Raw genomic sequence first — 15,387 nt, 5'->3', positions numbered from 1 at the left:
AGATATGGCGGCCTTTGCGGACCGGGGATTTGTCGTTCAGTTGCGAAACCGATCGTCGTAGTCAGCTGACACGTCGGATGGCGGGGAGACTGTACGAGCCGTTGAGGACTGCGTCACGAGGCTGGTACATGCGCAGCATTGGCCGGAAATCACCCTGCGGTGTGGGGAGCCAATTCGCTCTGCGATCCGCGTCTTCGGGTTCGTGTTGTTGCAGATAGATGGTTAGTGACCCGTCAGCGGCGTAGTAGATGCCGCTTGTTCGGTCGCCGATCGAGTACCGCTCAATCTGGTTCTCGACGAGGAAATAATCGGGCGTGGAGTACATCGTCAATGACCAGAACGCGTCGACTGGCGGTAGCTCAGTGAAGGTGATCTCATACTGGCGGGACCCGTTCAGCTGGTCTCCGTTGTCGTCGACGTACACCTGGGGATAGACGGCTTCGTAGGCGTGGTTACCCCAGAGTGCATTGCGGGCGGCGACGGCACGAGTGAGGTAGGCGACGTCCCGGTCTGCGATCTTCCACTTGTCCGTATCGATCGTGCCGATGCCGAACGCGCTGCGGTTGTAATCAAAGAGGTGCAGGCTCATCTGCCACCCGTTCACGGCGTCCGGATCTTCTGTGCGCGCGGCCGCTTCCAGCCGCGTCTGCCCAGCCGCAAGCCCTTCCGTCAGCGCGGCGACAAGCTCAGAGGCGGCAGACATATACGGATCGCCGTGGTCGAGCAGCCCGAGCCGTCCGAGGCCAGCAAGGAACTCGAGGTCATCTCCGCCGGGCGGGAAGGCCTGAGACCAGAGCCGCAGCTGGTCCCAGAACTGCAGAGACTTGGGCAGTTCGAGGTTTCCACTTGGGATGCCGACGAGCGGCGTGCTGCCGTCGGTCGGTGTGAGCGTGAACTGCTGCTGGAGTTTGAGGACACGTGACAGGTCGTCAGGACCAGAGCAGGCCAGACGGCCAACGATGCTGACGATGTCGGTGGGTGCAGTGATGACGGGCAGGTTGTCAGGATTCACGCCGTCCCATACGGGGCCGGCGATCAGATACTCGCCTTCCGCGGTGCCGGTAGCGCGACGGCCGAGGTAGGCGAAGTTGTTAGTCCAGACGTCGACGAACTGCAGTACGTAGTAAGCGCCATCGGTGTCCGGGACGTGCAGCGTCAAAGGTCCGCCAGACAGGTCGAGCTGAGCGAGCGCGTAGACGGTGTCGTTGTTAACACTCACGAACGGGACGGAAGGATTGGCCAGTTTGTGCGCGAACCCGAACTCGTTGAACTGAGTCGCCGGGAGGCCACCCATTCCTCGACCGGAGATGACTTGCAGAGAGGTCAAGTTGTAGACCAGCGGGTACCCAAAGATGAATGCGTCCGCTGCGAGTTCTGAAAGTTCAGTCATGGAGTCCCATCCCGTCGGCGTGACGATCGCCCAGATTCAAGATATATCTGTGGATACGACTGCGGACTGCCGAATATGCGTGGCTCCGCGGAGGACACCGCGGCCGCCGCAAATGGGGAGAGGCTGTCTCGTGGCAGGCCCCTCCCCTTTGCCTGCAGGGGTTAGCGGTTACGGCTTGTAGATCTGAATCTGGTCAAGCTCAGCGAACCCGGTGCCCTTCGTGAACGCGATCGTGTTGGATCCCGCATTCAACGTGACGGTGCGTTGCGCCCATCCGAACCTGCCCCAGTTGGGTGTTGCCGGATAAGACAGCGCCGAATTGGCCCCACCGTTCACGCTCACATTGTGGGAGCTGATGGCGCCCGTGCCGTTGTCGTAGCGGACATTCATTGTGTACGTGCCAGCTGTCGCCGCTTGCACGGTGAAGCGCACCAAGCTGGTCGGATTGTTGATGTTGCCGACCTTGGAACCACCCTTCGCATCCGGCTGTGACACCAGTGATGTGTCGGTCCGTGTTGCAGCCTCGGCTTCGTATTGATCCGCGTTGATCGGCACCGACCCCACTCGGACATCGTTATACGTTGTCGAGAGGTTCTCCACGTTGGTGGACTGGTAGAGCGTCTTGCCGTCCGCACTCGAATCGAAGCCCTGAGCGAAGCCGCTGAATGTGCCGCCTTGGTTGTCGGCAGAGTCGTAGGTGACCGCGTAGGGCAGCTGTTCCCATGATCCGCTGCCCAGGTTGCGGTTGACGAAGAAGTTCTGTCCTCCGTCAATGTTGCCGGATGCGTCCAAGCCCCACTTTGATGTGACGACGAGCATGCCGTTGGCGTTGCCGACCGTCGGTACCCAACGCACCTCGGGGGACGAACCGATTCCTCGGCCGTTGGCCAGTTTGATCTGTGTGCCGATACTGGTGGTCGGTGACCAGTTCAATCCGTCAGGTGAGATCTTGAAATACACGGGGGCGGTGTTGTTCGTCTGGCTTGGACGGTTCACAACCTCGAAGGTCGCCACGTAGCGGCCGTCGGGCATCCGCGTCACGGTGATCATCCCGGGTCGGTCGCTGTTGTTCGTGGGGGCGGACACGTTGACGAGGCTGCCCCAGGTCAGGCCGCCGTCGGTTGAGCGACGGTAGCTGATGGCTTGCAGGACGTTGTTCGCCTTCTGTCGTTCGTCGGAGAAGTACGTCACCAGACCACCGTTGGCGTCGACGGCGATGGATGGTTCCCAGACAGTCGACGTGGTGGATGTTGGGCTGGGGTCGTACGTGGCGGGCCCGCCGGTATCGACTGTGCTCAGATACGACCAGGTGACGCCCTTATCGAGGCTTTTGTAGGTGACCAGTCGGCTGCTGGAACGATCAGTCGGCATGATCATCCCGGACAGGAGGAGGGTGCCGGCTGGCAAACTGCCGAGCTGGATCGGTGTCTCATACAGCGACGGCTGGGCGGTGCGGGTCAGCGTCGGGAACTGGGTGCTTGGCTTCACCGCAGCGACACGAGTCCAACTCGCGCCGTTGTTGGTGCTGCGGTAGATCGGATAGACCTGTACGCCGTTCTCCAGAACAAGCTGATCGAACGTGACCAGCTGGGTTCCGTTCGACGTTCCGCTGTTCTTCAGCACGATCATCTTGGCGTAGGTGCTTCCGGCGGGCTGTCCTCCTTCCGGGTTGAAGGAGGTCCCTGCTGCGGGGGAGTACACCAGGGAGCCGTTGTCCGTCGTGACAGCACTTGCCGGGGAGGCGGCAGTGAACGGCACGACGAGAGCGAGGGCGGTCACCGCGACCGCCCATAACCGTCGGCGCCCGCGCGGGGGTGTAGGTGAAAAGGACTTCTTTGTCATCATCATTTCTCCTTCGTGTGGTGCCGTGGTCTGTTGGGCTACATGGACAGCGTGATCTCGGTCCACGAGATCGGCGGCAGAGTGATCGACACCCCCGAGCCATCGATCCGGACGGAGTCATTGCTCCGAAGCCCCACCCGATCGGGTTCCTCGAGCGTGTTGGCTGCATTCGGGTCCTCGTCGTGCATCGTTTTCGCCGATGCAGATACGGGGGGGAGGGATCCGAGGTCGATCGTCGCCTGAACTTCCTCGGTCTCCGACCGGTTGATCAGGTACACGGCGGCCCGATTGGCTGAGGAGTCGAAAGTGGCGACGGCGTCAACTGTGGGGACGTTTCCGAACGCTTCAGTTGGGTAGGTTTCGGTTGCCACGTTCACACGCAGTGCCTCACCGCGGGCGTGCGCCGACGCCGCGGCGAAAGGGAAGAATGTCGTCTGCCGCCAGGACGGACCGCCGGGTTCGGTCATGATCGGTGCGATCACGTTGACGAGCTGGGCAAGAGAAGCACTGGTCACACGGTCGGCGTGCTTCAGCAGTGAGATCAGCAGGCTTCCGAACACGACGGCGTCGGTGACTGTGTACACATCTTCTAGCAGGCGCGGTGCGATGGGCCAGTTGTCGATGCCCTGGATCTTGTCGACATTTTCGAACCGTGTGTTGTACCAGATGTTCCATTCGTCGAAGGAGATGTTGACGACCCGGTCGCTCTTGCGGACCGCTTTGACGTGATCGATCGTCGCCACGACGGTGTCGATGAAACGGTCCATGTCGACACCTGAGGCTAGGAAGGAGGCACGGTCGCCTTTGTCTTCGTAGTAGGCATGGCAGGAGATGTAATCCACCAACTCGTAGGTGTGTCCGAGGACGACGCGTTCCCACTCCCCGAACGTTGGCATTGATGCGCTTGAGGACCCGCACACCACGAGTTCGAGCGACGGGTCGAATGACCGCATCGCGTGAGCGGTCTGCGCAGCGATCTTGCCGTAGTCGTCGGCGGAACGGTGCCCGAGCTGCCACGGGCCGTCCATCTCGTTGCCCAAGCACCACATAGCGACCGCGAACGGTTCAGCCCGGCCGTTCTCTGCTCGGAAGTTCGACAAGGTGCTTGGTGTGGGCAAGTTGCTGTACTCGAGCAGGTCGAGCGCTTCCTGCATTCCTCGGGTTCCGAGGTTGACGGCAAGCATCAGCTCGCTGCCGACCTTTTCAAGCCAGGAGGAGAACTCGTGCAGGCCGACCTGGTTGGTTTCGGTGGAGTGCCAGGCGAGGTCGAGGCGTTGCGGGCGGCTCTCTTGGGGGCCGATGCTGTCTTCCCAGCGGAACCCTGACACGAAGTTGCCGCCCGGATACCGGATAGCGGTCACTCCGAGCTCCTTCACGAGGGCGATGACGTCTGTACGGAATCCGTCCGCGTCTGCCAGTTCATGGGTGGGTTCGTACACACCGTCGTACACGGCGCGTCCGAGATGTTCGACGAATGATCCGAACAGTCGGCGGTTGATGCGGCCGATGGGTGCGTGCGTGTCGACGGTGAGGTGGGCGTGCTGCATGGTCTACTTTCCGGCGGAGGCGGTCACGGGCGATGGGGCTGTTGCGTGGTGCTGGAACCGGTCCGCGACCGGGTTCCGTCTGCGGTCGAGCTGGCCGGTGTGACTCTCGACGAGGTCGTACAGACCCATCGTGAGGAGGTGATGAGCTTTCGGGTTGGTGCTGTGTCGGTAGGTCCACTCGTACATGTCGAAGAGGGGCCACCAGGTGAAACCGACGACGGGGACGTCCTGCGCACGCAAGTCGTGCAGCGTCGCCACGGATTGGTCCATCCATGCGATCCGGGCTTCCACCGTCCCGGTCACACACGTTTCAGTGAGCATGACCGGGGCGCCGTAGCGTTCTGCGTAGGTTGTGAGCACGTCTCGCAGGCCGTCGGATCCGGCGTCGAATGCGGGCCTCGGGTCGGCGAATCCTCCGGTGTGGTGGACACCGGCCTCGAAGACCTCAGTCGAGTGCAGTGGGTAGTAGTTGACTCCCATGACGTCGGGCTGCACGGCATTTCTGACGAACCAGTCCAATTGGTTGTCGGTGATGCCGCCTTGGTGGAGCTGGGCGAGCAGTGGGTGACCCTCGCCGACGTTTCCGGTGACGAGGTCTTCGACCAAGAATGTCTGATGGCGCAGCCGCGCTACGGTGTCTCGATGCTCCGGGGCGTCGACGTCGCCGGCGAATCTCATCCCTGCATCGACGTGTACGAATGTGGCGCGGTCGCCGAGCTCGTGTGCGATCGCCTGTTGGCTGAGGACCATGCCGTGTGCGATGGATGCTGCGATTGTCGCGAATCCGGTGGGACCGTCGTAGTAGGGGGGCCAGTAGGCGTATTCGCCGGAGAACAGTGAATGGATGATCGGTTCGTTGACGGGCGTGTAGTCGGTTGCGACGTCTCCGTAGCGTTCAGCCATCCGATGGGCGAGCTCGGCGATGTGCTGCGGGTAATCGGGATTGGCGAATTGGTCGTCCAGCCAGAGCGGGGTTCCGTAGTGGAGTAGGTCGATGATCGGGCGAAGTTCAAGTTCGCGGAAGCGGTCCATCGCCTGGTCCACCCAGGACCAGTCCCATTTTCCGGGCGCAGGCGCGACCCGGTACCACGGCACTCCCCAGCGCAGAAGGTCGGCGCCGACCTCCTTTACCAGGCCAAGGTCGCCGTGTACTTTCTCGTAGTGCTGGGTGAGCTCATATTCGTCGATCGCGCGTTCGCCGCTGCGGCTTTGCGGGACGAAGGTGTCCTCGATGCCGAGCGCGAAGTTCAGCTGTCCGGTCTCGAACCATTTCATTGCGTGCTCGTCTCGTTGTGAAGCGGAAGGGGAGTAGCCGGATGCGTCACGGCAGAACGGAGCGTCACTTGAGGCCTGTGCTTGCGACGCTCTCGATGAACCGGCGTTGTACGAAGAGGAAGATCACGAGCAGCGGCAGGACGGCGATGAGCGCGCCGGCCATCATCACGCCTTGCGGGATGATGCCGCCGGGTCCGGTCAGCAGTGTGAGCCCGGAGGTGATGGTTCCCATGTCTTGGTCGGTGGTGAAGACGAGCGGCCAGAGAAGGTCGTTCCAGTTGTTCACGAAGGTGAACACACCGAGCGTCAGCAGGGCAGGGACGGCGTTGGGGAGGACCACACTGCGGAACACTCTCCATTCCGAGGCTCCGTCGATGCGGGCAGCATTGTCGAGATCCCGGGGGAGAGAGAGGAAGAACTGTCGGAGGAAGAAGATTCCGAACGCGTCTGCCGCTCTGGGGATGATGAGTCCCCAGAAGGTGTTCACCCAGCCCAGCTGGGCGACCAGTTGGTAAATGGGGATCAGGGTCGCCTGAAACGGGATCATCAGGGTGGCGATGATGACGATGAGCAACACTTTCGAGCCGCGGAAGTCGAGGCGGGCGAGGGCGTAGGCGGCCATGGAGTCGAAGATCAGAGCGGCGATCGTGACGCCGCCGGCGAAGACGAAACTGTTGAGGATCAGCCTTCCGAACGGCAGCTCGGAGAAGATCGCTTGGAAGTTGTCGAGCGTCCACTGCTGCGGGAGCAGGGTGGGCGGGTAGGCGTTGACTTCGGATGCTGGTTTGAAAGCGGTTAGCGCGATGATGATCACTGGAAGCATGATCGCGGCTGTCACGACCAAGAATGCCGCGAAGAACAACCAGCGACCGAGGTCGGGCCGTGGTGTCGTGGTGCGTGATCGAGTCAGGGCTCGGCTGGTGGTGATGGCGGTCATGATGCGGTGTCCTCCCCGCGCTTTCCGAAGAACAGGAACTGCACGAGGCTGAGCAGCAGGGTCACGATCAGTAGGACGTAGGACAGGGCGGAGGCGAAGCCGAGGTCGAGGTCCTTGAAGCCGGACTGGTAGATCTGCATCACAATGGTTTCGGTGCTCTGGTAGGGGCCGCCGCCGGTCAGCACATAGATCTGGTCGAACGCTTGCAGCGCGGCGATGAGTGCGACGATGACGACGAAGGCCATCGTGTTGCTGAGCAGCGGGAATGTGATGTTGGTGAAGCGTTTCCATCCGGTGGCGCCGTCGAGCTGGGCGGCTTCGTAGATGCTGGTCGGGATTTCCTGCAGCCCGGCGAGGAAGATCACCATGTAGAAGCCGAAGCTCTTCCAGACTGCGACGAGCACAACTGTGGGCATGGCCAGGGTGGGATCTTGCAGCACGTTCCCGATGCGGATGCCGAGGCCTTGGAGCCAGTAGTTGAGGAGGCCGATCTGCGGGTCGAGCAGATAGGACCACGCGAAGGCGGCAACGGCGAGGGAGACGATGAACGGGAGGAAGAGTGTGGACCGGAAGAACCCGGCAAAGGGAAGCCGCGGGCTGTTGACGATGAGCGCGAGGACGAGCGCGACGACGATGGCGACCGGGGTGAACAGGACGGCGTACAGGGCGGTGTTGCCCATTGCTCGGACGGTGTTCGTGTCGGTGAAGACGCGCACGTAGTTGTCGAGACCCACGTAGGAGGTGTCGCCGAAGCCGCTCGCGTCAGTAAACGAGAGCTGCAGCGCCGAGATCATCGGCCAGCCAACGAATACGGCGAGGACGATGAGGGCCGGGGCGAGGAATCCGACGACAGCGGCCCGGCGGCTGAAGGAGCCGTTCAGGGGCGTGCGGCCGCCGAGCTGTCTGGGCGGCGTGTAGGCGCGACGGCGCGGGAGGTTCTGGGTGGTCATGCGGTCTCCGTAGCGTGCGGGGGCTCCACTGTGGAGCCCCCGCACGGCTGATCGATGGGGCGGTCGAGTCCTTGAGGATCTACTTCGACAGTGCTTCTTCGATGCTCGCCTGGGCTTCCTTCAACAGAGTTGCAGGGTCTTCACCCGCGACTGCTTTCTGGGTTGCCGTATCCATGGCGGTGAGGACGTCCGCGCTGTTCACAACCCCGGGAAGCAGCGGCAGGGTTCCAGGCGCGATTTCGGTGAGGCTGGCGACGGTCGCGTTGGCGCTCACATCGTCGGCCGACACGTCGGTGCGGAGTGGCGGCCATCCGGACCCGAGAGACCATGCGGTGGCGGTCGCCTTGTCGTTGAAGTAGGCGAGGAACTTCTGTGCCGCCTTCTGCTTGGCGTCGTCGCCTTGATCGGTGACCGCGAGGGAGATTCCGATCGCGGTGGATGCCTGCGCTTCCGGACCGGCCGGGATGGCAGCCAGTCCGTAGTCGATCCCTGAAGAGGTGGCGACGCCGGCCATCCACGGGCCACCGATCTCCATCGCAGCTTTGCCAGCAGTGAAGAGCTCGTCGGAGCCAATACCGTCGACGCCTGCCGGGGAGATCTTGTCGTTCCGGATCGCGTCAGCCCAGTACGTCAGCGTTTCCACGTTCTCAGGGGAGTCGATCGTCGCTTTGGTGCCGTCCTTGCTCGTCACGGAACCTCCGCCGCCGGCGAACAGGCTCGGCCAGATGCCGTTGCCCACCGTGGCGTGGTCGGGGAGGACCAGGCCGTACTGTTCGGGCGTTCCATCCCCGTTAGCGTCGACGGTCAACTTCTTCGAGACGTCGACCCATTCCTCCCACGTGGTGGGGAAAGTGGAGACGCCGGCGTCAGCGAAGAGCTTCTTGTTGTAGATCACGGAGAGAGGCACAAAGCCGCTGGGTACGCCGAATTTGACGCCGTTGACGGTCTCCATGTCGACGGCTTCGGGCTTCAGGGCGTCGGTGTTGCTCTTCGGGTCGGCGTAGAAGTCGTCAAGGTTGACGAGCGCCTTCTTGGTCGCGTAGACGGGGAGACGGTCGGAGGTCATCGCGACCAGGTCCGGACCATTCTTCGACGACAGTGCCGGCAGCAGAGTGTCGTCGATGACGGCCCAGGTCTTCGTCTGGCTCTTGATGGTGATGTCGTCCTGAGACGCGTTGAAGTCCTTGACGATTTTGTCGAGCACCCCGCCGTCTGCTTCGGTGTATCCGTGCCAGAAGGTCAACGAGACCTTCCCGTCGGAGTCGGCCCCCGTGGGGGCGGCGCATCCGGTGAGCCCAGCTGCCATAACGGCGGCAGCTGCGACGGCTCCGATCAGCTTCTTCATTGAATACCTGCTATCTGCCTCGACGTCATCGTTCGAGTGCGCTGGAGTGATAACTGCGTGGTGCGTTTACATCGATGTAAACATAACCCGGATTTTCATCGATGTAAACCTTGCGACCGAATCGTTATGTCGGTTGGGGTGCTGGACAGTCAGACGACCAGAACGCCAGCAGATGACTCACGCACCACCAGTGTGAATCCGACCTCGACGATGTGAGGGCTTTCGCGCCGCTCATCGCCTTCGATCTGATCGATCAGCAGGTCGAGGGCGGTTCTGGCGATGTCGTCACGGCGAGGCGAGACGGTGGTCAGTGATGGTGTCGCGTATGCACTGTCCTCGATGTCATCGAAACCCACCACGCTCACGTCTTGGGGAATTCGACGCCCCGACCTCTGAAGCGCATGCATAGCCCCGAGAGCCAATGCGTCGTTGAAACACACGATGGCGTCAAACTCGGCACCAGACGCGATAAGTCGCTCGACCGCCTCGACTCCGTACGTTCGGTGCCATACCGACGCGGAAACAATGAGGGCCGGGTCCGGCTCGAGCCCGTGGTTGCGCAACGCCTCCACATACCCCTGGAGCCGCGATGCGCCGGTGCCCACAGGCCCTTCCGGATTCGCACCGATTGAAGCGATTCGTGTCCGTCCGAGACTCAGAAGGTGTTCGGTCGCACCCCGCATTGCCGCCACATTTGCCATCGTCACGTGGTCGGCGATGCTCCCCTCAACGGGGTCGCCCAAAATCACCAGAGGGAATTCAGTGTCGAGATGGGCTGCGTCGTCCGCGGCAAACGAGAGCGGGCTGTAGATGAGCCCATCGATCGAGTGCTTGCGCATCGCCGCGGCCGTGCTCACCTCGCTGACGTCGTCGGCAATGGTCTGCTCAATCAAAACTGCGTAGCCACGTTCGCCCGCAAACCGGATCACGGAATCGGCGAGCTCTGCAAAGTACGCCTGGCTCAACTCGGGAAGTGCTAAACCGATAACGCGAGACCGGCCGACGCGAAGGTTGCGTGCGGACACGTTGATCTCATAACCCAGCTCCCCGACGGCAGCCAACACTCGCTCCCGCATCTGCGGAGAGACGTGCTCGTAACCGGACAGCACGTTCGAAACCGTCTTCGCGGATACGCCGGCGAGATTGGCGACGTCCTGCATGGTCGCGGAGGATCGAGCGAACCGAGTCATGCTTTCTCCCCTTGCGAATCGTGGGCATGCGCTCAGCCCTCGACAGGACCATAACGCATCGATCAGTCGTCGCCCTTCGGATCCGCTTCCCAAGGACAGGGAGTTCACTCTTGGGCTCTCCGGTGACCTGATGCAAAGCGGAGGTACATCGACCAGCATCTGCAGGGGCCCCATTCGCTCAAATGAGTCGCAGTAGCGTCGGTGCGACGTTCGGGCTCACCGAGGTGACTGGTGACCGGAACGTCAGCGTTGCTCATTGAGCCGGAATCGTCGATGTCCGTACAGTCTGACTGGATCGCGTCACGCAGCCGCTCTGAAAGTCATCATGGCGAAGGAGACCGGGATCGACGTGTCGTGTCGCCCTGCCGGTGTTGCAGACAGGCGCAGAACGATCTCGTTCCGCGAGGCCTCGGTATCCACCCGCCGTGGGACGTTGGTTCCCGTCACCACTTCCATTGGCGTTCCGTTACGGCCTCTTCATCAGGGACTTTCACACTAGGTATCGGTCCGGCCATCGCGCTGGGCGTCACGACCGCCCTTCGACGTTGCTGCTTGAGCGCACCACGAGCTCAGGTTGAAAGATCACGCGGCGGGGTGCGAGGTCAGGGTCGGAAACTTCATCGAGAAGAATCCGGACGGCGGTCTCGCCGATCAGCTGGCTTGGCTGGCGCACGGAAGAGAGCGGGACGACGGCGGCGCTGGCAAAGTCGATGTCGTCGTAGCCGATGATCGCGATGTCCTCCGGGACTCTGACGTTCGCGTCTTGCATCGTGAAAGCCTGCAGCAACCCCAGGGCTACTAAGTCGTTAGCGGCGAAGATGGCTTGCGGTCTTGCCTCGGGTGCGCGCTGAGCGATCCCCTGTCCGGCTTCTCGGCCGGCGAGGACGCTGAGGTGTGGGACGCTCAACAACTCCAGTGTCGCGTCCGGGAAGTCGGCAATCGCGGATTGGGCGCCGGAGAGGCGGTCCCGAACCTGACGGATTTCGTATGGCCCGCCAGCGAACGCTATGCGGCGGTGGCCGGCATCAAGTAGATGTCGTGCTGCAAGCTGTCCCCCGGCGACATCGTCGACGGACACTGAACTGCATCCGATTTCGTCCGTACCACCGCCGATCACGACTGACGGAATCCCCAGCGACCGCAGACGCGCTATTCGGTCGGCGAGCATCCCGAGTGGCGAGATTAGGACTCCTTGGACCCGTTGCAGCTCGAACAGATCCAGATAACGGTCTTGGCGTTCGGTGCTCTCGTCGCTATTGCCGATCGTCACGGTGAGGCCTTCAGCCGCCGCTGCATCGTCAGCGCCGCGGGCGACGTCCATGAAGAACGGGTTACGAGCATTCAGAACCACAAGACCGAGGGTCGTGCTTCGCCCCCGGCTCAGCTGACGCGCAGCATCGTTGGGCACGTACCCCAGCTCGGTGATCGCCGCCTGAACGCGTTTGAGCGTCGCGGGCGCGACCCTTTCGGGTCGGTTCAATGCGTTCGAGACTGTGCCGATCGAAACACCGGAGCGTGCTGCGACATCGCGAACGCTGATTGTGCTGATCGTGGTCACCGTTGCCCCTCTCGGATCAGGGTCAGCATCGCACAGATTTTGGAGCGCGCAAAGAAAGTTTTGGCGCGCTCCAAAAAATCGTTGACTTTCGTGAAAGCATGCAGTTACGGTGCTCAAGTTGAACCGTCTCAATCAGAGGCGTCGCATTCAAGGAGGAATTGTGACCACAGCAACCCGACGCGTCACGCGTCGTCTCGTCCCCGTGCTCGCTGCGGTGGCAGTTAGTACTCTCGCGCTGAGTGCGTGCGGTTCGGGCGGGGGATCGTCGGCCGCTCCGACGAAGTTCACCTACCTGCACGTGACGGAGGATCCCGCGACGCCGGCGATCATCAAGGAACTCGCGGGCAACGAATGCACCACCGAAGACAAAGCCTTGCCGTACGACGACCAGAGCATCGCCCAGGCTCAGCTTGACCAGAAGGTTCAGCTTCTTGCCGGGCAGGACGCTCTTCCCACGATGTTCTCCGCCGGAGGCGCTCCCACCGTCACCCAGGCGCTTGACGAGGCCGGCCAGCTGGTCGATGTCGCGGCCGAGCTCGACAAGCTGGGCGTCAGCGATGACTTGCTTCCAGCCGCCAGGTCGACGATTGAGAACCTGTACGGCGGGAACGTCAACGCGCTGCCGTTCCAGTTCAACATCGAGGGCTTCTGGTACAACAAGCAGATCTTCGCCGACAACGGTCTTGAGGTGCCCACCACCTGGGACGAGTTGACGAACGCAGCGAAGGTCTTGAACGATGCCGGAGTGCAGCCGTTCGCCACCGGAGCAAGCGGTCAGGGTTGGCCAGTGACCCGGCTTATCAGTGGATACCTGTTCCGTGAGCTCGGCCCGGACGCGATGGCAGACATCCGCGACGGTAAGACGAAGCTGACTGACCCCGAGTACGTGAAGGCGGCTCAGGCGATCGCCGACCTCGGCACTGCCGGGTACCTCGGGAAGGCTCCGGAGGCCGTCGACTACAACACAATCATCTCCGACTTCCTGACCGGGAAGGCCGGGATCATGTACATGGGCAGCTGGGCCCTTCCGAACTTCGCCGACGAAACCGCCAACAAGATCGGCAGCGAGAACATCGGCTTCTTCGCCTACCCCGAAGTCGAAGGCGGCAAGGGCTCCATCGATCAGCTTCCCGCCAACATTGGTGTCCCGACCGCCCTGTCTCAAAAGAGCTACGACAAGAACGTCGGAGCGTGGGTGAAGTGCATCGCCGAGAACTTCGGTTCCGCGGCCCTGAAGGAGAGCGGTCAGATCTCTGGTTTCAAGGTGAACACCCCGGTCGAAACAGACGACCTCACCACGTTGGTGCAGCAGAAGATCGAGGAGACGTCGCAGAGCGTGGTCTGGTTTGAGACCTACTTCAGCTCGAAGGCCAGCACGACTTCCTGGAACAACATCGCCTCTCTGGTCGATGGGAAGATCACCGCTGAAGAGTTCATGAAGCTGGTGCAGGCCGACCTGTAACAGACCAAGGCTCCCGCGGGCGGCTGTGTCCATGCAGCCGTCCGCGGGCTCGGTCTAGGCGGCCTCTGCCGCCACGCACGCATCACAAAGGAACACCCACATGAAATCCGTTTTCTCTGACCGCAGAGCAGCGATCGTCCTCCTCGGACCAGCACTTCTCGTCTACGTAGTGGTGATGCTCCTCCCCGTTCTGAATTCCCTCGGTTACACCTTCTTCACGGGTAGCCCCCTGACAGGCTTCACGTTCAACGGCCTCGACAACATCACTCGGTTGTTCTCGGACCCGGACGTCCTGACGGCATTGCTGTTCACCCTGCGGTACGCACTCGTCGTCACCGTGTTGCAGGTTGCTCTCGGCTACGGCCTGTCCTTGTTCTACCTGTTCGTGCTCCGCAAATCATCCACGCTTGTCCGCACCCTCGTCTTCTTCCCCGTGGTGCTGCCTACCGTCGCGGTCGGACTGTTGTTCCAGCGCCTGTTCGCGATCGTTCCTCAGAGCGGCATCGTGAACAGTGTCGTCGAATTCTTCGGCGGTGACCCAGTCAGCTGGTTCAACGACGCCGGCACCGCCTTCTGGGTGATCGTCATCATGGACCTCTGGCGATCGATGGGTTTCTACGCGGTACTCCTCTACGCCGGTTTGCTCGACATACCCGACGACATTGTCGAATCAGCGAACCTTGACGGCGCATCCGGATGGCGACTGATCCGCCACATCATCCTCCCGCTGTCCCTGCCTGTTCTGCTCTCGTCGATCATCTTCTCCATCAACGGCACGCTGAAAGTTTTCGACTCCGTCCTTGCCCTCACCAACGGCGGACCGGGTAACTCGACGACACCGCTCACCTTGTACATGTTCCAGACCGCATTCAGCTACGGCGACTACGGCTACGGCAGCACCATCGCGTTACTGCTGACGCTGATCTGCCTCCTGGTCACGGTGTTCATCTTCCGCTCCTCCCGTCGCGACCTCACGAAGGGCTAGGACCATGACAACAACCACCGCGATCGTCCCCGCTGTCAGCCGCAGCAGCATCCGCCGAGCCCACCCAGCCAAACTCACCAAACGAATCCTCAGCGTCGGACTGATCACGATCCTGCTGATTGTCGAGATCTATCCGCTGTTCTGGCTGGTCATCAGCTCGTTCAAAACGCAAGACGAGTTCCTCAACAGTCCCGCTTGGGCGCTTCCGTCCAGCCTGGAATGGCAGAACTACTACGACGCGCTAGTCACCGCGAATATCGGCAAGAACATCCTGAACAGCATCATCGCGACCGTCCCGTCCTTGGCATTGATCATCATCCTGGGAACCGCCGCCGGATTCGCTCTCGAGGTTCTCGTGTTCCGGGGACGGGGCGGGATCCTGCTGCTGTTCCTCGCAGGCATCATGATCCCCGGACAGATGATCCTGCTGCCGCTGTTCAACGCGTACTTTCAGCTCGGACTTACCGGGACGCTGTGGCCGTTGATCATCACCTACACAGCTACCGGTCTACCGCTGACCGTGTTCATGATGGCGACCTTCTTCCGCGCCGTTCCTCGAGAGGTGTTCGAAGCCTCCACTCTCGACGGAGCCAGCATGCTCCGCTCCTTCTTCCTGATCGGGTTCCCGATGGTGCGGAACGCCGTCTTCACCGTGGCGCTGGTCCAGTTCTTCTTCATCTGGAACGACCTACTCATCGCGATCACCTTCACGAACTCGAGCGACCTCGGCACCATCCAAGTCGGCTTGCTCAACTTCTCCGGCCAATACGGGGCGACAGAGTTCGGTCCGTTGCTGGCTGCGATCTGCGTCAACGTCGTCGGAATCCTGATCATCTACCTCTTCCTCAACCAGCGGATCATGCGCGGCCTCGCCGCCGGCTCCGTCAAGGGCTAACGCCCGCCGAT

The 15,387-nt window shown here is 61.8% G+C and carries 12 protein-coding genes; 3 read left to right on the top strand and 9 right to left on the bottom strand.

Features of this window, described 5'->3' with window-relative positions:
* Positions 1-61: 61 nt before the first annotated feature.
* From ASF30_RS14065 to ASF30_RS14025, 9 genes are all read right to left on the bottom strand, one after another.
* Positions 62-1,390: a DUF1254 domain-containing protein gene (locus tag ASF30_RS14065; RefSeq protein WP_055907781.1), complete on the bottom strand. Its 1,329-nt coding sequence runs from the start codon at positions 1,388-1,390 to the stop codon at positions 62-64.
* 168 nt (positions 1,391-1,558) lie between these two features.
* Positions 1,559-3,232 carry an exo-alpha-sialidase gene (locus ASF30_RS14060; protein ID WP_082467909.1) on the bottom strand — a complete coding sequence of 558 codons (1,674 nt, stop codon included), beginning with the start codon at positions 3,230-3,232 and terminating at the stop codon, positions 1,559-1,561.
* Between the two features lie 38 nt (positions 3,233-3,270).
* The gene (gene arfA, locus ASF30_RS14055; protein WP_055907778.1) at positions 3,271-4,779 is read right to left on the bottom strand and encodes an arabinosylfuranosidase ArfA; all 1,509 of its coding nucleotides are present in this window, start codon (positions 4,777-4,779) and stop codon (positions 3,271-3,273) included.
* A gap of 3 nt (positions 4,780-4,782) precedes the next feature.
* Positions 4,783-6,054 (bottom strand): family 1 glycosylhydrolase, encoded by a 1,272-nt coding sequence (locus tag ASF30_RS14050; protein ID WP_055907775.1) that lies wholly within the window; start codon positions 6,052-6,054, stop codon positions 4,783-4,785.
* Positions 6,055-6,118: 64 nt separating this feature from the next.
* Positions 6,119-6,991, bottom strand: coding sequence for a carbohydrate ABC transporter permease (locus ASF30_RS14045; RefSeq protein ID WP_055907772.1), 873 nt, complete (start codon positions 6,989-6,991; stop codon positions 6,119-6,121).
* Positions 6,988-7,941, bottom strand: coding sequence for a carbohydrate ABC transporter permease (locus ASF30_RS14040; RefSeq protein WP_055907766.1), 954 nt, complete (start codon positions 7,939-7,941; stop codon positions 6,988-6,990). Before ASF30_RS14040 ends, ASF30_RS14045 begins: the two co-directional genes overlap by 4 nt.
* A gap of 79 nt (positions 7,942-8,020) precedes the next feature.
* On the bottom strand, positions 8,021-9,286 hold the full coding sequence (locus ASF30_RS14035) for an ABC transporter substrate-binding protein (protein ID WP_055907761.1): 1,266 nt from the start codon (positions 9,284-9,286) through the stop codon (positions 8,021-8,023).
* 149 nt (positions 9,287-9,435) lie between these two features.
* Positions 9,436-10,446: a LacI family DNA-binding transcriptional regulator gene (locus ASF30_RS14030; protein WP_082467822.1), complete on the bottom strand. Its 1,011-nt coding sequence runs from the start codon at positions 10,444-10,446 to the stop codon at positions 9,436-9,438.
* Positions 10,447-11,002: 556 nt separating this feature from the next.
* Positions 11,003-12,034, bottom strand: a complete 1,032-nt coding sequence (locus tag ASF30_RS14025; protein WP_327063139.1) for a LacI family DNA-binding transcriptional regulator — start codon at positions 12,032-12,034, stop codon at positions 11,003-11,005.
* 160 nt (positions 12,035-12,194) lie between these two features.
* On the opposite strand from ASF30_RS14025, the gene ASF30_RS14020 reads away from it, so the two are divergent.
* The 3 genes from ASF30_RS14020 to ASF30_RS14010 all read left to right on the top strand — a co-directional run bounded on the left by ASF30_RS14020 (position 12,195) and on the right by ASF30_RS14010 (position 15,376).
* The gene (locus ASF30_RS14020) at positions 12,195-13,496 is read left to right on the top strand and encodes an ABC transporter substrate-binding protein (protein ID WP_082467820.1); all 1,302 of its coding nucleotides are present in this window, start codon (positions 12,195-12,197) and stop codon (positions 13,494-13,496) included.
* A gap of 100 nt (positions 13,497-13,596) precedes the next feature.
* Positions 13,597-14,481, top strand: coding sequence for a carbohydrate ABC transporter permease (locus ASF30_RS14015; RefSeq protein WP_055907755.1), 885 nt, complete (start codon positions 13,597-13,599; stop codon positions 14,479-14,481).
* A 4-nt stretch (positions 14,482-14,485) separates the two neighbouring features.
* Complete coding sequence (locus ASF30_RS14010; protein WP_055907752.1) at positions 14,486-15,376, top strand: carbohydrate ABC transporter permease; 891 nt, start codon at positions 14,486-14,488, stop codon at positions 15,374-15,376.
* Positions 15,377-15,387 lie beyond the last annotated feature (11 nt).

Source organism: Leifsonia sp. Leaf264, from assembly GCF_001422325.1.
Lineage (GTDB): Bacteria > Actinomycetota > Actinomycetes > Actinomycetales > Microbacteriaceae > Orlajensenia.
Note: the sequence above shows the minus strand (reverse complement) of the source record. Positions and strands in the feature narration are given on the sequence as shown.